Here is a 17,021-nt window from a genome sequence, read left to right as displayed (position 1 = left end):
CTATATGGTGGATTCGGCGTCCTGCGCCAGGAGAAGTACGTGCTTTTCTCGAAACAAAGACGCCTTGTCGCCTGTGCCGTCTGGGCATTGTTATGCTGCTGCGCCTCCGCGCGCGCCGCGGAGGCGCATGGCGCGCATGCGGAACGGACGACCGGTGCTGCGAGCGGGGTGACGAGTGAAAACATTCTTGCGGTGGAGTCGTTGCCGCCCGGTTTCGCGGGCGACGATCCCGAGCACGTGCGGGACGCACTCGCCGGCCGTCCCGCGCCGGGCCAGGCGCCCTCGATCACGAGCCGGGTGCGGACGTTCCTGTCACAGCCGTTCCGCAGATGGGAGCACGGCGCATCGGTTGCACGCGGCGTACAGGGCGCCAGTCAGCCGCAGGGCGCGGGCGCCACGCAGGCAGACCGCACTTTTGTGTTCGTCATTCCAGTGACATACGGCGTGCGCTATCAGTCGAAGAAGAAGGTTCTGACGGTCAATGTTTCGCTCGCGGCGCCCGGCAACCCGAACGCCATCCTGCTGAAGCAGACGGTCAAGGGGCAAAGCGGCCGCAAGCTCGTCGTCGCGGCCGAAGCCAGGGCAAAGGGGTTCGTGCAGACCTTCGACGTCATTCAACTGCAACCGGACGGCGGCGCGCGCACCACGGTGACGGGCCGGGCGTTGCTGCCGAACTTCTCGCATGAACACGGCGACGGCGATTTCGCGATCGTCCTCGTGTGCGCCCTCGAACCGCCCTACCTGACGGACGACGTCACGCACAGCGCCCCCTCCGAGGAAGAACCCACCGACATCACGCGCAGAACCTCGACATTGAACGGCAGCGTCGCGGCGGCATGGCTCGTCGACCGCAAGGACGGGTCGATCGTGACGCGGCGGCTGCGGCTCGTCAAATAGCCGGGGGAGTCGTACACGACGCGTCCTGCCCGAGGTGTGCGTGTTGCCCGGGCGTATCATGCATGCAGCATGCAATCGTGCGTTTTGCATCATGCGCTTTGCATCACGCGTATTGCATCATGCGTTTTGCATGCCTCATACAAGGAGTCGATACGATGTCCGCCTCGATGCATGCTTCGAACGCCGTACTCGCCATTCTGTTTTCCCTGCTGCTGGGCGCGATGATTCCCGGTCCGAGCTTCGTGGTCGTGGCGCGCAACTCGATCGGCGTTTCGCGCGCCGACGGACTGGCGACGGCGCTCGGCATGGGCGTTGGCGGCATCTTCTTCGGCGGCATCGCGCTCGCCGGGCTGTACACGCTGCTGGTTGCCGTCGAATGGTTGTATGTGGCTCTGAAGGCAGCCGGCGGCCTGTACCTCGTCTACATCGCCTGGAACATCTGGCGCGGCGCTGCCCGTCCCATGCAGGTGTCGATCCCAACCGATGCCTCGCCCCGCAAACAGAGCCCCGGAAGATCGTTCTGGCTCGGCCTCTCGACGCAACTGAGCAATCCGAAGACCGCAATCTGGTACGGCAGCATCTTCGCGGCGCTCCTGCCGCAGCACCCGCCGCTGTGGTGCTACTTCGTCCTGCCGCCGATGGTGTTCGCCATCGAGACTGGCTGGTACACCATCGTCGCGCTGGGTTTCTCCAGCAAGCGGCCGCGCGACCTCTATCTGCGAGCGAAGAAGTGGATCGATCGCGTCGCGGCAGGCGTCATCGCGGCGCTCGGCTTGCGGCTCCTGTTGACCGCGGGCAAAGCCGGCTTGTGATTTTGCATGCAGGACACAAAACGCCATCCGGCATCTTGAATGCAAAAGACTGAAGGCGAGCTCTGTGTTCCTTTCGTTTCGCTGACTCACCTGCTTTCTTGTGCATGGCGCGGGCTTGCGGCATGACACCTTGGCATAATGCAGCACCGACCCGTTCGTCGACACCATGCCAAGCATGATTGCGATCACCCGCACCCGGCGCCGCCTGCATGCATTCTTCGGCGCACCCGAAGCACGCCGTCTGTTGCGCACGTTGATGAGCTGCGCCATCAGTTACAGCGCCGCGCGTCTCGCCGCACTGCCCGAAGGCTATTGGGCGCTCATCACGACACTCGTCGTCGTCACACAGCCGAGCCTCACGCAAGCCGTGGACACGGCGCGGGATCAGATCATCGGCGCGTGCATCGGTGCGCTGGCCGGCGTGCTCGGCATCGTCGCGATGCAGTATGGCGCGCCGCCGCTCGCGGTCTTCACCGTTGCCCTGATCCCGCTTGCGGCCGTCAGCGCGAAGCGTCCCGCGTTCCGGCTGGCCTGTGTGACGCTGGTGATCGTCGTGCTGATTCCGGCAGGTTCAGGTTCACCGTTCGAGCGCCCGCTGCATCGCGTGCTGGAGATCCTGATTGGCGCCATCTCCGCGTTTGTCGTGACCGCGCTCTGGCCGAATCGCGCGTTGCGGGCCGCGCATCACAGCGTCGCCGATACGCTGAGAAGTCTCGGCCAGCTCATCGGCCTCTATCTGACCGGCGCGCAGGACGCGGCGCGCGAATCGCAACTCGAAGCGCAAAGCGTGGCTGCACAGAAGGCGCTCGACGACGCCCTGAAGGAAGCGGAGCGCGAGCACATCGTCGTGCTCGTACATAACAGCCGCTCCGATGGCATCGACAAGGCTGCGCCCTTTCTGCAGCGCCTGCACAGCGACACGACTTTCTCGCGAAAGCCGTGGCGGGGCTGGACCGGCAATCCTGCGCGGCGCGTCTCGGCGATATGGGCCGGACGTTGCAGGCGCTCTTCGAGTTGCTGGCAGGCGTGCTGGCATCCCCGCAGCAGGATGGCGACAAACTGGAGCAGGCGCGGGCTTCAGTCAGCGCGTTGAAGACGGCGCTCGCCGCGCAGGCGCCGACTCACGGAGCACAGGAAGCGGCGCAATTCGTCATCGGTCTCATCGTCGCCGATCTCGATGCGCTGATCAGCACGCTCTATCCGCCCAAGTGACGCGGAGCTAGCGTGAGAGGCCGCGTGCGTCGATGGGCCAGATGTCGACGACGCGCCCACCGCGATAGCAGACGTACTCATCGTAGAGATTGACGCTCGGATCGCAATGACCCGGCGGCAACAGAAGACGTTCCCCGACGAGCGCTCCGAAATCGTTCTCGGGATGGTCTTTTGCATGCAGCATGCCGTGTTCATCGTTCGCGGCAACGTAATTCAACACGGGCGCGCTGCGGCCGTCGAGCCAGTGGGCGCTGCGCGGCAAGCCTGAATCCACCGCAAGCCCTTTCAAGCCGACGTCGCACACGGCCATGCCTGGACGGGTCGCGCTCATGACGGTCGAAAGCACGAACAGACTATGGCGCCAGTGCAATGCCCCGTCCCAGCCGATGCCGCCGTAGTCGCCGTCCATGAAAAGGTATGAGCCCGGCTGCAATTCGGTGAACACGCCGCTCGTAGCATCGAATTCGACCGTACCGGTGCCGCCGCCCGTCACGACGCCGCAGCGCACGCCGCGCGCGTCCAGCGCCCGGACGTAGCCCGCGGCGATATCGGCCGCGTGGCCAGCGGCGGTCTTGCGGGCATTCCAGTCGACGACATGCTGTATGCCGCCGTGATACGCCTGGATGCCGGCGAAGCGCAGGGCATGCTGCGCCGCGATGGCGTCCACGAGTTCGAGCAAGGCGTCCTCACCGGTGACGCCGCAGCGATGCTGTCCTGCATCGACTTCGGGCAGCACGTCGATCTTGACGCCGGCCTCCGCCGCTGCACGTCCAAGGGCCTGCACCTGCGGCAGCGCATCGACGCACACGGAGAGCCGCACGTGCGATGCAAGTTCGACGGCCATCGCCAGTTTGTCGGCGCCGACGAACTCGTTGCTGACATGAATGCTCCGAATACCCGCTGCCGCGAACGGATACGCCTCCGAGAGCTTCTGACAGCACACGCCCACCGCACCGGCCTCGATCTGCCGCTTCGCGATTTCGCTGGACTTGTGCGCCTTTGCATGCGGGCGCAGCGCGACGCCCTGATGAGCGGCGAATGCCGCCATCGCGGCGAGGTTGGCCTCGAAGGCTTCGAGGTCGAGCAGGAGCGACGGCGTGGCAACCGAGGTGAGCGGATCGCCAGATCGGGCGGCGGGTGGAGGCGCAAGCGTCATGGCGATGGCGGTAGTCAATGTCAAGTCAGTTTCCGATCATATCGCTGCATGCGGCATGATGAATGCATTACGCAAAATTCCAGCTTTTTCGTTGCGGGTGTTTACGGGTTGCGCGGCCTCGGTCTGAACGCTGCAAGAAGGCTCCATTTGCCGCGGTCCAATGCATGCAAAACGCATTGAACCGCGGCATTCACCCAACTAGACGAACTTGCGCGCGTGCGCTGCATCCTGCCCTTCCGTTTGCACCTCCAGCACCCGGTCGGGCCGCATCATGAACGACAGGATGATGCCCGCCGCCATCAGGATCATTGAAACCGTGAACGGCAGGTTCCAGTTGCCGGTACGGTCGATCAGCCAGCCGCCCACCACCGGACTGATGATCGCCGCCAGCGCCGAACCTGAATTCATGATGCCGGCCGCCGTACCGGAATGCTTGGGGGCAATATCCATCGGCACGGACCACATCGGGCCAATCGTCATCTCGTTGAAGAAGAAGCCCGCGGACAGACAGACGGCGGCGAGTGTGATCGAAATGTTGGAAACGAACATGATCGGTGCAAGCGACAGCAGCGTGAGGAACATGCACACGCCGACCATCACGTTGCGGGCGAGGCGCACGTTACCGCTCTTGCGCAGGATGCGATCCGTGACCGAGCCGCCGAGCCAGTCGCCAAGCACGCCCGCGAAGAACACACCCGACGCGAACAGCGCGGACTTGCCAAGCTGCATGTGATAACTGTGCAGGAAGTATTGCGGAATCCAGCCAAGGAACAGCCAGAGCACCCAGCCGTAGCAGAAGTACACGGCGGTCACCGGCGCCATGCGGCCCAGCAGCGTACGCCACGGCACGGGCGCGCGCTCCTTCACGCCGGAATACGTGGCGAGGGTGGCGCATTCGGTTTCCGTGATGCGCGGATGGTCGCGCGGGTTGTCGCGGAAATAGAACACCCAGGCGATGGCCCACGCAAAACTGATGACACCCGTGACCAGGAACGCGCCGCGCCAGCTCGTCGCCACCATCAGCCACACGATGAGCGGCGGCGCAACCGCATTGCCGATGCGTGATGCGGCATGCGTAGTCCCTTGCGCAAAGCCGCGCTGATCGGCCGGCATCCAGTTGGACATCGCGCGCGTCGCCGTCGGGAAGGTCGCGCCTTCGCCCAGGCCCAGCAGCACTCGCGCCACGATGAGCGACGCGAAGCCGCCCGCGAGGCCGGTCAGCACGGTGGCGCCGGCCCAGATGATCGCGCACAGCGTCAGGGTGCGGCGCGGCCCGAAGCGGTCCCCGACCCAGCCGCCGATGATCTGGAACACGAGATACGGGTACGCGAAGGCCGAAAACACAAAGCCGACCTGCGTATGCGAAAGACCCAGTTCAGCCCCGAACTGGCTGGCCGCCGTGCTGACATTCACGCGGTCGATATAGGTGATGAAATACATCGCGCATAGCAGCAGCAGCACGCGCGTCGTGGCTCGACGGAACATCATCGTCTCCTTGTGTAGCCGCGTGCGTGAACACGGCGCCCTGCGCAGGCCGGGCTCCGGTCATCACGTCATGCGGGACTTCCTTTGGGTACGTCGAATGAGATTGCTGGCAGCCGGCCTAAGGCGGCTATTGCATGCGGCGACGCAGCTTGCGGATGCGGGGCTTGCGCGGTGATGTCATGTCTCGTCTCCTTCGCGGCTCATTACGGCCCGCTTGTGTGCTCGATGTGTGCGTCGATGGATGAAGCGGTATTCAGTCTCTTGAATCCGTTGCCCGTGTATGCAATGCCATGGCAAGGACGCGCGCCACGTGCAGTGCGTCTCTTTGTGCGCCCTCCGCGATCTGATGCCTGCAACTCGTCCCGTCCGCCACGATCAGCGCGTCGCCGGCTTCGCGCACCGCCGGCAGGAGCGACAACTCCGCCATCGCTTGCGACGCCGCATGATGTTCCGCCTCGTAGCCAAAGCTTCCGGCCATGCCGCAGCACGACGATTCGATCGTTTTCACGCTAAGGCCCGGAATCCAGCCCAGCACTTGTTCGATCGGACGCACGGCGTCGAAAGCCTTCTGATGGCAATGTCCGTGCAGCAGCGCCTTCTTTGCATCCAGCATATTGAATTCAAGATGCAATCGCCCTTGCGCTTTTTCGCGCACCAGGAATTCCTCGAACAGGAACGAGTGCTCCGAAAGCCTGCGCGCCGCTTCGCCATAGCCGTAGCCGAGGAATTCGTCGCGTAACGAGAGCAGGCACGACGGCTCGAGTCCGACGATGGCCACGCCGCGCTCGGCAAACGGCAGCAATACATCGAGCGTACGGCGCGCCTCGGCCTTCGCCTCGTCGACGAGTCCCGCCGACAGGAACGTGCGGCCGCAACACAACGGCCGCTCACCCGCCTTCACGTTCAGATGCACGGCGTAGCCCGCCGCTTCGAGCACCCGCTGCGCAGCGCGGGCGTTCTCAGGCTCGATATAGTTGTTGAACGTATCGACGAACAGCAGGACCTCTTTGGTTGCGGACGCAACTTGTTTTGCGGCTGCATCGCCGAGAAACGGCGTGCTGAAACGCGGCAGGCCACGCTGCGGCGCAAGGCCCAGCTTCGTCTTCAGCCAGCGCGCCGCGCCCGGCATGTTGGCCTCGAGCCCGTTGGCAAGCGCCGGCATGCGGCTTGCAAGAGGCGCATAGCGCGGCAGATACGCGATCATTCTTTCACGCAGCCGCAAGCCATGCCGCTTCGTCCAGGCCGCGCGCGCCTCGATCTTGATGCGCGCCATGTCGACACCCGTCGGACAATCGCGCTTGCAGCCCTTGCATGACACGCACAGGTCGAGCACTTCCTTGACATCCTGGCTGGCCAGGCCGGCCTCGCCGAGTTGCCCCGATAGCGCCAGACGCAGCGTATTGGCGCGGCCGCGCGTGACATGCTGCTCGTCCTTCGTGATGCGATAGCTCGGACACATCGTGCCTGCGTCGAACTTGCGGCAATGGCCGTTGTTGTTGCACATTTCGAGCGCTTTCGCGAGACCGCCGGAACGATCGCCGCCGGAACCCGGTGCGCCTTCGTCGCCCGTCAGCGGATCGCGCGTGACATTCCACGCCGACCAGTCGAGCAACGGTTCGACCGCACACTCGCGATACGAAGGCGGAAAGCGGAAATTCGCGACATCGTCCATCTTTGGCGGCGCCACGATCCGGTCCGGGCTCAGCCGGTTCTCCGGATCGAACAATTGCTTGATGTCGCGAAACGCTTCGTTGATGCGCGGACCGTATTGCCAGGCCACCCATTCGCCGCGACACAGCCCGTCGCCGTGTTCGCCCGAATACGCGCCCTTGTATTCACGCACCATGGCCGCGGCTTCTTCCGCGATCGCGCGCATCTTGCCGGCGCCGTCGCGGCGCATGTCGAGGATCGGCCGCACATGCAGCGTGCCGACGCTCGCATGCGCGTACCACGTACCTTCCGTGCCGTGCTTGCGGAACACTTCCGTCAGCCGCGCCGTATAGTCGGCGAGATGTTCGAGCGGCACCGCGCAGTCTTCGATGAAGGACACCGGCTTGCCGTCGCCCTTCATGCTCATCATGATGTTCAGCCCGGCCTTGCGGACTTCCCAAAGCGCCTTTTGCGGGCCCGCTTCGGGCATTTCGACGACGGAACCCGGCAGGCCGAGATCGCTCATCAGTTCGACGAGACGGGCCAGCTTGGTCACTTGCTCATCGCGCTCGGCGCCTGCGAATTCGACGAGCAATATCGCCTCGGGATTGCCAGTCAGCGCCTTGCCGATCACCGGACGGAAAGCGGGATTCGACATAGCCAGGTCGATCATCGTGCGGTCCACCAGCTCCACCGCAACCGGGCCGAGCTTGACGATGTGCTGCGTCATGTCCATCGCCGCCCAGAAGGTCGGGAAGTTCACCACGCCCAAGGTCTTGTGCGCAGGCAACGGCGCAAGCTTCAACGTCAACTGCCGGCTGAACGCGAGCGTGCCCTCCGAACCCACGAGCAGATTGGCCAGGTTGGGCTGGCCGTCATCGTTGAAGGGCAGCGGGCTCTGGCAGTCGAACAGATCGAGGTTGTAGCCGGCCACGCGCCGCAACACCTTCGGGATGCGTTCACGCAGTTCAGCGCGTTCGCGCAGCGCAATGCCGCGCACGGCCTCGACGAGATCCCGGCTACGCGCTTCCTGCGGCATGTCCGCGAGCTTGCCGAAGCGCGTTTCATGGCCGTTGGCGAGGATCGCATCGATGGCGTCGACATTGTGCACCATGATCCCGTATTCCATCGACCGGGACCCGCACGAGTTGTTGCCCGCCATCCCGCCAATCGTGCATTGCGCGCTCGTCGATACATCCACCGGAAACCACAGCCCGTGCGGCTTCAGCCACGCATTGAGATGATCCAGCACGACACCCGGCTCGACTGTGACGGTGCGCGCCTCCTTGTCGAAGTGAACGATGTTGTTGAGCCACTTCGTCGTATCGATGACGAGCGCCTCGCCCACCGTCTGCCCGCACTGGCTCGTACCCGCGCCGCGCGCAAGCACGCTCGCGCCCTGATCCGCGGCAATCTGCAACGCCAGACGCAGGTCCGCCTGATCCCTCGGCACGGCGACGCCGAGCGGCATGATCTGGTAGATCGACGCATCGGTCGCATAACGTCCGCGCGACGCCGGATCGAACAGCACGTCGCCCTTCAGTTCGCGCTGGAGGCGCGCCTGCAAGGGCGTCGGCGACGACCCCGGACGAGCGCGCGCCGAAGCGGGCATCAGATGGATGGGTTTGACGAGCCGGTCGGTCGGAGAGTTGAGCATTGTCGCTGTCTGAATGCTGAATGCGTTATGCGAAATGCAATTCGACGGGCGGCAGACCTTCGATCCTGCCCAGCGCCGTGCCGGGCGCCTTCGGGAAGGCCATGCCGGTGTACGAGCCCGCCGTCAGCACCGTGCCGCGTTCGAGCGCATGTCCGCGCGACACGCAGTGATTCACCGTCCACGCCAGCAATCTGCGCGGATCGCCCGCCGGGTTGGCGGGCGTGTCGTCGAACAGGGGGGCGCCGTCGTATTCGAACGTCATGACCGGCGCGACGAATGGATAGGAAGCGTCGTACGGGACGCCGTCGCCCACGATCAGCGCGCCGTGGTTCTGCAGATCCGCGAGTTGCCAGAGCTTGTCCACATCGGGCCATGCGGCGAAGCGGCTCGCAACGATCTCGATCGCGGCGTGCACCGACTCGATCGACGCGAGGATCTCCTCTTCTGCATACGGCCCGCTGCCAGGCTCGAAACGCCGTCCAAGCCTGAAGGCCACTTCGAGTTCGAGACCTGCCCGGCCGAACGCGGACATCGCAAGGCGCGCACCGGACGGCTGCACGCCGCTGGCAGGAAGCGGCGCGCCCTGAATGGGTCCGTCCGCCGACTTGGCGCCCACCTTCCATCCGCCGATGGCCGCATCCAGCGCGCGCAACGTGGCATCCTGCGCGGCGCAGGCTTCGTCGGAATGACCGGGACGCAAGCCCGCCGGGAGCGAATCCAGCTGCGCGCGATGCGCGCGCGTTTCCACGAAAAGCCGGGCGAGCGCGTGGGCGTCGAATGCGGCGCTCATGCAGCCGCCTTGAACGCTGGCTTCGCGACGTGGCTCGTCAGATAGTCCATCGCGGCCGTTACGCCGCTGCCCTTCAGCGCGACGCCCGCCAGCTTGAGGCCCATTTCGCAGCCGGTGAGCGCGGCCATCAGCGTGAGATCGTTGCAGTCGCCCAGATGCCCGATGCGGAACATGCCGCCCTTCACCTTGCCCAGGCCCGTCCCCAGCGAAAGATCAAAGTGTTCGTAGATGAGTTTGCGCACGGCATCGGCATCGACGCCCTCGGGCGTCATCACGCCGGTCAGCACTGGCGAATAGACCGCGGGATCCGCGCACTGGATCTCGAGCCCCCAAGCCGTGACCGCCGAACGACAGGCGGCCGCCAGCCGCTGATGCCGGGCGAAGACCTGATCCAGCCCTTCGTCGAAAATCATGTCGAGCGCCTCGGACAACCCGTAAAGCAGGTTTGTATTCGGCGTATAGGGCCAGTAGCCCTGCTGGTTCATCTCGATGATGTCGGTCCAGTCCCAGAACGCGCGCGGCAGCGTCGCGCGCTTCGCTGCCTCGCGCGCCTTCCGCGACACCGCGTTGAAGCTGATTCCCGGCGGCAGCATGAGCCCCTTCTGCGAGCCGGAAACAGTCACGTCGACGCCCCACTCGTCATGCCGATAATCCGCCGAGGCCAGCCCGGAAATGGTATCCACCATGAATAATGCGGGATGCGCGGCGGCATCGATGGCACGGCGAACCGCGGCAATGTCGGAGGTCACCCCGGTCGAGGTTTCGTTGTGGACGACGCAGACCGCCTTGATCGCATGCTGCGTGTCCTCGCGCAGACGCTTTTCGATCTGGTCCGCCTGCACGCCACGCCGCCAGCCTTCGATACCCGGCAAACCGAGAAACTCCGGCTTGAGCCCGAGGTTCTCGGCCATCTTCTTCCACAGCGTCGCGAAGTGGCCGGTCTCATACATCAGCACCGTGTCGCCCGGGCTCAGCGTGTTGCAAAGCGCCGCTTCCCATGCTCCCGTCCCCGACGCCGGATAGATCACCACGGGCTGGTCCGTCTTGAAGATTTTCCGGATGCCCTCCAGCACCTTCAGCCCCAGCGCGCCGAACTCCGGACCGCGATGATCGATGGTCGGATAACTCATCGCCCGCAGGATCCGGTCGGGCACCGGGCTCGGTCCGGGAATCTGAAGGAAGTGACGGCCGGCGGGATGGAAGTCGAGCTTGAGCATGAAATCGCGTCCTTAAATGTGATTTTGCATGCAAAATACAATAACGCGGTGACTTGCCGGGGTAAAGGAAAACATAGGCCGAACGGCCTAGGGATAACCCGCTGGCGGTTTTTTCCGTTAGGGCTGGGTTAAAATTGCCGCAAAAGAAACTCGAGGTATTGAATGCAAAATCCCGATTTACCGTCATCCCATCTCGCCCAGTCGCTGCCCAGGGTCGAGCGTCTGCGCCTGCACGACACCGTTGTCGATCACTTGCGCGGCTTCATCGTCGAAGGCTTGCTCGCGCCTGGCGTCAAGCTCAATGAACGCAAGCTTTGCGAGACGCTGGGGATTTCGCGCACCCCCTTGCGCGAGGCGCTCAAGGTGCTGGCGGCCGAAGGCCTTATCGATATCTCGCCGAATCGCGGCGCGTCGGTATCGCAAATGAGCGAGCTGGAAATTCGCGAGATGTTCGAATTGATGAGCGGGCTCGAGGCGTTTTCAGGCGAACTGGCGTGCGAGCGCATCACGCCGCTCGAAATCGCGGAAATCAAGGCGCTGCACTATGCAATGCTCGCCTGCCGCGCGCAGAACAACCTCTCCGGCTATTACAGCCGCAATCAGGCCATCCACGACAGGATCAACGAAGCCGCGCGCAATACGGCCTTGCGCCAGACCTACGTATCGATCAACCGTCGCCTGATGGCGCTGCGCTTTCGCTCGAATTTCCAGACGCCCAAGTGGGACAGCGCCATTCACGATCATGAAGACATGATCGAGGCGCTCGAGACGCGCGACAGCAAGCGCATGGGCGAGATCCTGCGCCGGCACCTGCTTTCCAAGCGCGACGCGGTGCTGGCCGAACGCACGCTGACGACAGTGAAGGCGCCGGCGGCAAGGAAAAGAAAGTCGGCTGGAGACTAACGCGCGTCAGACCACACGAAGTAATGTAGCGTCCGCACCATAACGTCAGATGTAAGGTAGGATACGACCCGATTGGCCGTCAGAGCCTTCCATCGGGGATCAACTTGACCAGATTTCGAGCTGCGTGCATTGCGCTCGGCGCGGTGCTTGCCGTCACAGCTTTCGCTACCTACCGATCGCCGGATTTCGAAGCGGCGCAAGCCGCAATGGACCGGCAGACTGTCGACTGCCTCAGCCGCAGTCTCACGCGCGACGAGAAATTCCGCCTCGCCCATCTCACCGCCGGCCATGACCGGGAAGGGATGCGTCCCATCTATACCGATGTCCTGTCGCGCTGCATCGTGCGTTCCGATCAGTGGGACCGCCGCCCGCAACTGATCATGAGTGCGCGCCAGCTGCTGTCCCAGGATGCGGAGTTCAAACAGCTCGTGAACGCGCAAACCCTGCAGCTTGCGCGCCGCCCGTAACGCACCTTCGCTATATCACCTGCCCTCTCAGGCCTGAAGACCGCTTCCCGCACCCGGCTGCACCAGGGCGCGGGTGTTGGCTTCGTGCGCGCGCAGCGCGGCGATTTCGTGCTGCGCATAGTGCGAGACGGGCGCTACGGCGGCAAGGGCGGCAAGGGCGGCGGTCAAGAGGATGGCGGCGATGCTGATCGAGAAGGCGTTCATGACAAGCTCCTTTATCTTGCGTTGGCTGGATCGGGCTGCGGGTTGTGCTGCCTGTGAGAAGCATTGTCATCGCCGAGACTTAGCAGGGAATGAGTGCGCCGCTGCTTCATCCGCTTCCCGTGCAGCCCGGTCAGCCTGGCCGAAGGGGTTAAGATCGGCGTTCATTCGACCATCCGGCATCCTGCATTCAGAATGCATTCAACCATTGACGCACCGAGCGCCTCGCTCGAACTGCCCTTCAGGCGTCCGTTCGACTGGACCCGCATGTTGGGCTTCATCGGCGGGCGGGCGTCGGCGGGGGTGGAATCGGTCGATGACGGCGTCTATCGGCGGGCGATCGAATGGCGCGGCGACGACGGTACGATCGAAGTCCGGCCGCATGCACGCAAACATCGTCTGGTCGTGACAGTGGAAGGCGCCGCGGCGCGCCATGCGCAGGAACTCGCGACGCCGCTATCCCGCATGTTCGACCTGCACGCCGACCCGCGCGAGATCGCTCGCTGCCTGTCCGCCGATCCGATCCTGGCGCCGCTCGTCGAAGCCGCGCCGGGCCTGCGCGTGCCGGGCGCATGGTCGGGCTTCGAATTGGTGGTGCGCACCATCGTCGGACAGCAGGTGAGCGTGAAAGGCGCTTCGACCATCATGAATCGCATCGTCCAGCGTGCGGGCAGGCCTATCGAAGGGCACCCGCACGAGGGTACCGCGTGGCGCTTTCCGACGCCGGCCGAACTCGCCGCAGCGGATCTCGACAAGATCGGCATGCCGACGAAGCGCGTCCAGGCCGTGCAGCACTTCGCCCAGGCCGTTGCTTCCGGCGCGCTGCCGCTCGACACACCCGGCGCCGATACCGCCCAACTGCAGCGCGATCTTCTCGCGATGCCCGGCATCGGACCCTGGACGGTCGGCTATGTCGCGATGCGCGCGTTGCGTGATCCCGATGCCTGGCCCGACGCCGACCTCGTGCTCATGCAGGCCATCGCCAGACGGGATCCGTCGCTCGTCAAACCCGCGCAGCAACGCGCTCGCACGGAACGCTGGCGGCCATGGCGCGCCTACGCGGCAATGCATCTGTGGAACGGCGTGGCGATCGCCACGGGACAGTCGCGCGGCGGTTGAATCTTGCATGCAGCATTACGCACGCAAAATGCCAAGGCGCCGCGTCAGCCCGCGAATGCCCCACGCCCAAAGTCGTCCCCTTGTCATTGAAAATGAACTAATCTCCTTCGAGCATCGCGAACGCGGCCGGGCATGCGGGCGACCCACCAGACCGGCCCATTCATGCCATACCACGCAGGGACACCAAGAAGCGCTGACGCAACGCCATCGGGAGACGCACATGAACGCCTCATCCCTCGACGCACAAGCCGGCTCTGGGAACGCATGGTCTGGCTCACCCCCTACTGAATCTGCGGCTGAAATGCCCATCGCACCACGCGTGCAGAAGATCGTGGTCGCGATTCACGGCATCGGCAACCAGTTGCACAGCGACACGGTGCGCTCGGTCGCCAGCCAGTTCGGTGCGCGCTACGATCCGCCGCTGCCCGTCATGCCCCTCGGCTACTTCGATATCGCCGGAGTCGGCGAAGTGGACGTGCGCCAGCTCGATCTTCCGGCGACCAGCCCCTACACGCCGGCGCAGCGCGACTTCTACTCGGCGCTGGGCTTCGCCGAGGTCTATTGGGCCGACATCCCGCGCGAAGTGGTCAAGCAGGACGACACGCTCGAGGAGAGCAAGGCCTGGGGCCTTTCCATCGTCAGCCGCGCGCAGGCGGCCTACATGCTCAACGTCGAAGAACGCAAGCTCGAGCCTGCCGACTTCTCGCTGGCCGCGGGCGTGGTGGAAGAGATCGTCGAGACCGTCGCAGTCATGCAGAGCCTGCTTGCCGTCGCGGAGAAAGCAGGCATCTTCAAGTTCGATCTCGCGCCGATGCTGCGCGACTACGTCGGCGACGTGCAGCTCGTCGCGGATTTCAAGCAGCATCGCGACACCATCGTCTTCCGTTTTCATCGCGTGATGGAACGACTCGTTGCGCTCGCCACCGAGCGTTGCCAATGCGCGCCCGAGGTCTATGTCGTCGCGCACAGCGAAGGCACCGTCATCAGCTTTCTCGGCATCCTGCAGGCGCTGTCCATGCCCACCGTGGCGGACCCGAAGGACGGCAAGCAGGTCATCAGCACCGACTGGGTGCAGAGCCTGCGCGGCTTCATGACCATCGGTTCGCCCATCGACAAGCACATCCTGCTCTGGCCCAAGCTATGGGAAGGCATGCAGCTGAGAAGCGAAGTACAGGGCGATACGGTCACGCAGGTCGACCGTCCGGGCGGAGCGCTCACGCTGCCGGCGCCGATCAAGTGGCGCAACTATTACGATTACGGAGATCCCGTCGGCTTCGCGCTCGACACGGCGCGCGCGTTCCTGGATCACCGCGGCTGCCGCGCATTCGAGTTCGACGAACACGCCGACGACATCGGCTTCTCGCGCTATTGGCTGCCCGGCAAGGCGCATACCGATTACTGGACCGACTCCGAAGTCTTCGGCCACTTCATCGACAACGTCGTGCTCGGCGAGAAGACAGCAACTCCTCCGGGAGACAGGCGCGCACGCGGCTTCGTCAGCACGGCGATTCCCTATCTGCTCAGCTTCGCCCTGCATCTTCTGGCGGTGTTCTTCATCTACAAGGCCGTCACGGCATCATCGGATTCGGGCGCGGGTTCCGCCAGCACGGCGCCCGAGTTCATTTATCTCACACGCTCGGTATTCGCCCTCGCCTGCCTGCTGATGGGCACCACGATCGCCGCGCGCATCCCACGGCTCGTGAAGGCACGCGGCACGCATCGCACGGGCGCATGGCTGCGATGGCGCATCGTCGCCCTCGCCGCATTCGCGGCCGGCGCGCTCCTCTTCTGGTTCGTGCTGGTGAGCGGCGTCGCCGCGTTCCTTGCAAGCCCGTTCGCTGACATCCTGCATCGCGATGTCGCGGATCCACTCGTCGGCAAAGCGGTCTTCGTGCTGGCCGGACTGGTCTGCGCGCTCAGCGGCTGGATAGCGCCGCGCAAACCGCATTGGGGACGGCGCATGCTCGTCGCGCTGGGCACGCTGATGATGGTGCTCATCGTCGGCGTGAGGCTATGGGGCGATCTGGCGGGCAAGCCACTGTGGCCCGTCGTGCTCGGCGGCCTGTTCTTCCTCTATGCGTGGTGGCTCGCCATCCTGATCTTCGATCTCGCCTTCGTCTGGCATCGCTACGTGCGCAACTCGGTGGCCCTCGACACGCTGCGGGCATGGCGCGAAGAACGGCGCGACGCACAGCCCAGGCCCATCATGTCGATGGGCTCCAGGCGACGCAGCGGTCCATGATCACGCATGCAGCACCAGCTTCTGCACGCGCCAGTTGAGCAACTCGGCAACGAACAACGTGTTCTCGGCAGGACATGCCATCTCGTGAATCCAGCCGAACTGCTTGAGCTGCTTGCCGGAGCGGCCGAGCACGCCGAGCAGCTTGCCGTCGAGCGACAGCTTGTAGATGCGGCCGGGGAACGCATCGGCGGAATAGAGCACCTGATTCGGACCCGGCGAGATGCAGATGGCCCAAGGCGATCCCGGCGCGAAGGTGCCTGCTGCAAGCGCCGCCTCATCGGGCATGTTGCCGATGGCCGGACGCGCATCCGGCGGCACCGGCACGTCGATGGTGAACTGCCGCTGGAAGTTGCCTTCGCCGTCGAAGACCTGGATGCGGCGATTGCTGCGGTCCGCGACATAGACCATGTTGTTCGCATCGACGGCAATGCTGTGCGGCGTATGAAACTGCCCCGGTCCCGTGCCGCGGTCGCCCCATGACTTGAGCCAGTTGCCGTCGCGATCCACTTTCGCCACGCGCGAATTGATGTAGCCATCGCTGATGTAGGTGTTGCCCGAGGTATCCCATGCGACGTCCGTGACCTGGCGGAAGCGTCCCGGCTCCGAAGGCAAGGGCGGGTTCGGATGCTTGAGCGGCGCGGTCTCTTCATCCGCGGCTTCCTGCTTGCGGCCGAAGACCATCGCCACACGCCCTTCCGGCGTGAACTTGATGATCATGTCCGAGCCCTTGTCCGTGACCCAGACGTTGTCCTGCCGGTCCACCTTCACGGTGTGCGCGAACGACCACGCATAGAGACGATGACCGATCTCGCGCACGAAGCGTCCATTGCGGTCGAACTCCAGCAATTGCGCGGCCGCCGCGCCATAGGCCGGCCCGGTGCTGTTGCCGCGCGACAGCACGAACACATGACCCGCCGAATTGACCGCGACGCCCGAGCATTCGCCGAAGTACATGTCGCGCGGCAAGCGCACGGGATCGGGCACGGAGTCGTAGGGAATCGACGGCACGTCGTTATCGGCGTACGCGAGATGCGGGAACAGCGCGAGCGCCGCGGCGCCCTGACCCGCCAGCGCAAGAAAACGGCGGCGGCTTGCGCCAGCCGGATGAGTATCGCAACATGGGCAGTACATCGAATGCCGAAGACTCATTGTTACCCTCCTCCTGTTCGTCGCCTGCAATGAAGAACTGCAATGAAGAGACGGTGATGGCTGG

General features: G+C 64.5%; 15 protein-coding genes. 8 read left to right on the top strand and 7 right to left on the bottom strand.

All coding sequences use genetic code 11. The features are described from left to right. Positions 1-168 precede the first annotated feature (168 nt). The 4 genes from QCE64_RS22475 (at position 169) to QCE64_RS22460 (ending at position 2,921) form a co-directional block, all read left to right on the top strand. Positions 169-897, top strand: a complete 729-nt coding sequence (locus tag QCE64_RS22475; RefSeq protein WP_309933368.1) for a hypothetical protein — start codon at positions 169-171, stop codon at positions 895-897. Positions 898-1,064: 167 nt separating this feature from the next. After that, positions 1,065-1,709: a LysE family transporter gene (locus QCE64_RS22470; RefSeq protein WP_309925265.1), complete on the top strand. Its 645-nt coding sequence runs from the start codon at positions 1,065-1,067 to the stop codon at positions 1,707-1,709. Positions 1,710-1,884: 175 nt separating this feature from the next. Then, on the top strand, positions 1,885-2,802 hold the full coding sequence (locus QCE64_RS22465) for an FUSC family protein (protein ID WP_310006329.1): 918 nt from the start codon (positions 1,885-1,887) through the stop codon (positions 2,800-2,802). Continuing rightward, positions 2,799-2,921 (top strand): hypothetical protein, encoded by a 123-nt coding sequence (locus tag QCE64_RS22460; RefSeq protein ID WP_310006327.1) that lies wholly within the window; start codon positions 2,799-2,801, stop codon positions 2,919-2,921. The genes QCE64_RS22465 and QCE64_RS22460 overlap by 4 nt, the downstream gene beginning before the upstream one ends. Before the next feature lie 7 nt (positions 2,922-2,928). Here QCE64_RS22460 and QCE64_RS22455 read toward each other — a convergent pair whose 3' ends face one another. The 5 genes from QCE64_RS22455 to QCE64_RS22435 form a co-directional block, all read right to left on the bottom strand. Then, entirely contained in the window at positions 2,929-4,077 is a 1,149-nt protein-coding gene (locus tag QCE64_RS22455) for a DSD1 family PLP-dependent enzyme (protein WP_310007330.1), read from the bottom strand. Positions 4,078-4,275: 198 nt separating this feature from the next. Further along, a complete protein-coding gene (locus QCE64_RS22450; protein WP_309923699.1) occupies positions 4,276-5,565 on the bottom strand; it encodes an MFS transporter in 1,290 nt (429 codons plus the stop codon). A 250-nt stretch (positions 5,566-5,815) separates the two neighbouring features. Continuing rightward, positions 5,816-8,869 carry an FAD-linked oxidase C-terminal domain-containing protein gene (locus QCE64_RS22445; protein ID WP_310006325.1) on the bottom strand — a complete coding sequence of 1,018 codons (3,054 nt, stop codon included), beginning with the start codon at positions 8,867-8,869 and terminating at the stop codon, positions 5,816-5,818. A 25-nt stretch (positions 8,870-8,894) separates the two neighbouring features. Next, a complete protein-coding gene (locus tag QCE64_RS22440) occupies positions 8,895-9,659 on the bottom strand; it encodes a 2-keto-4-pentenoate hydratase (RefSeq protein ID WP_310006323.1) in 765 nt (254 codons plus the stop codon). Then, on the bottom strand, positions 9,656-10,876 hold the full coding sequence (locus QCE64_RS22435; protein ID WP_310006320.1) for an aminotransferase class V-fold PLP-dependent enzyme: 1,221 nt from the start codon (positions 10,874-10,876) through the stop codon (positions 9,656-9,658). The genes QCE64_RS22440 and QCE64_RS22435 overlap by 4 nt, the downstream gene beginning before the upstream one ends. Positions 10,877-11,038: 162 nt before the next feature. On the opposite strand from QCE64_RS22435, the gene QCE64_RS22430 reads away from it, so the two are divergent. Further along, positions 11,039-11,779, top strand: coding sequence for a GntR family transcriptional regulator (locus tag QCE64_RS22430; protein WP_310006318.1), 741 nt, complete (start codon positions 11,039-11,041; stop codon positions 11,777-11,779). A 104-nt stretch (positions 11,780-11,883) separates the two neighbouring features. Continuing rightward, positions 11,884-12,246, top strand: a complete 363-nt coding sequence (locus QCE64_RS22425) for a hypothetical protein (protein WP_309933359.1) — start codon at positions 11,884-11,886, stop codon at positions 12,244-12,246. 27 nt (positions 12,247-12,273) lie between these two features. Here QCE64_RS22425 and QCE64_RS22420 read toward each other — a convergent pair whose 3' ends face one another. Further along, positions 12,274-12,450 (bottom strand): hypothetical protein, encoded by a 177-nt coding sequence (locus tag QCE64_RS22420; protein WP_310006316.1) that lies wholly within the window; start codon positions 12,448-12,450, stop codon positions 12,274-12,276. A gap of 192 nt (positions 12,451-12,642) precedes the next feature. Here QCE64_RS22420 and QCE64_RS22415 point away from each other — a divergent pair, with 192 nt between their 5' ends. Then, on the top strand, positions 12,643-13,566 hold the full coding sequence (locus QCE64_RS22415) for an AlkA N-terminal domain-containing protein (RefSeq protein WP_309933357.1): 924 nt from the start codon (positions 12,643-12,645) through the stop codon (positions 13,564-13,566). Between the two features lie 301 nt (positions 13,567-13,867). After that, entirely contained in the window at positions 13,868-15,808 is a 1,941-nt protein-coding gene (locus QCE64_RS22410) for an MFS transporter (protein WP_309923681.1), read from the top strand. Here QCE64_RS22410 and QCE64_RS22405 read toward each other — a convergent pair whose 3' ends face one another. Next, positions 15,809-16,957: a peptidyl-alpha-hydroxyglycine alpha-amidating lyase family protein gene (locus QCE64_RS22405; RefSeq protein ID WP_309923679.1), complete on the bottom strand. Its 1,149-nt coding sequence runs from the start codon at positions 16,955-16,957 to the stop codon at positions 15,809-15,811. Positions 16,958-17,021 lie beyond the last annotated feature (64 nt).

Source organism: Caballeronia sp. LZ043, from assembly GCF_031451075.1.
Taxonomy (GTDB): domain Bacteria; phylum Pseudomonadota; class Gammaproteobacteria; order Burkholderiales; family Burkholderiaceae; genus Caballeronia.
The sequence above is the reverse complement of the archived record's forward strand: the minus strand, read 5'-3'. Positions and strand labels throughout refer to the sequence as shown.

Coding starts and splice junctions, on each gene's coding strand:
- QCE64_RS22470 (WP_309925265.1), top strand. CDS start 1,065: ATGCATGCTTCGAACGCCGTACTCGCCATTCTGTTTTCCCTGCTGCTG.
- QCE64_RS22465 (WP_310006329.1), top strand. CDS start 1,885: ATGATTGCGATCACCCGCACCCGGCGCCGCCTGCATGCATTCTTCGGC.
- QCE64_RS22455 (WP_310007330.1), bottom strand. CDS start 4,077: ATGACGCTTGCGCCTCCACCCGCCGCCCGATCTGGCGATCCGCTCACC.
- QCE64_RS22450 (WP_309923699.1), bottom strand. CDS start 5,565: ATGATGTTCCGTCGAGCCACGACGCGCGTGCTGCTGCTGCTATGCGCG.
- QCE64_RS22445 (WP_310006325.1), bottom strand. CDS start 8,869: ATGCTCAACTCTCCGACCGACCGGCTCGTCAAACCCATCCATCTGATG.
- QCE64_RS22440 (WP_310006323.1), bottom strand. CDS start 9,659: ATGAGCGCCGCATTCGACGCCCACGCGCTCGCCCGGCTTTTCGTGGAA.
- QCE64_RS22435 (WP_310006320.1), bottom strand. CDS start 10,876: ATGCTCAAGCTCGACTTCCATCCCGCCGGCCGTCACTTCCTTCAGATT.
- QCE64_RS22430 (WP_310006318.1), top strand. CDS start 11,039: ATGCAAAATCCCGATTTACCGTCATCCCATCTCGCCCAGTCGCTGCCC.
- QCE64_RS22420 (WP_310006316.1), bottom strand. CDS start 12,450: ATGAACGCCTTCTCGATCAGCATCGCCGCCATCCTCTTGACCGCCGCC.
- QCE64_RS22415 (WP_309933357.1), top strand. CDS start 12,643: ATGCATTCAACCATTGACGCACCGAGCGCCTCGCTCGAACTGCCCTTC.
- QCE64_RS22410 (WP_309923681.1), top strand. CDS start 13,868: ATGCCCATCGCACCACGCGTGCAGAAGATCGTGGTCGCGATTCACGGC.
- QCE64_RS22405 (WP_309923679.1), bottom strand. CDS start 16,957: ATGAGTCTTCGGCATTCGATGTACTGCCCATGTTGCGATACTCATCCG.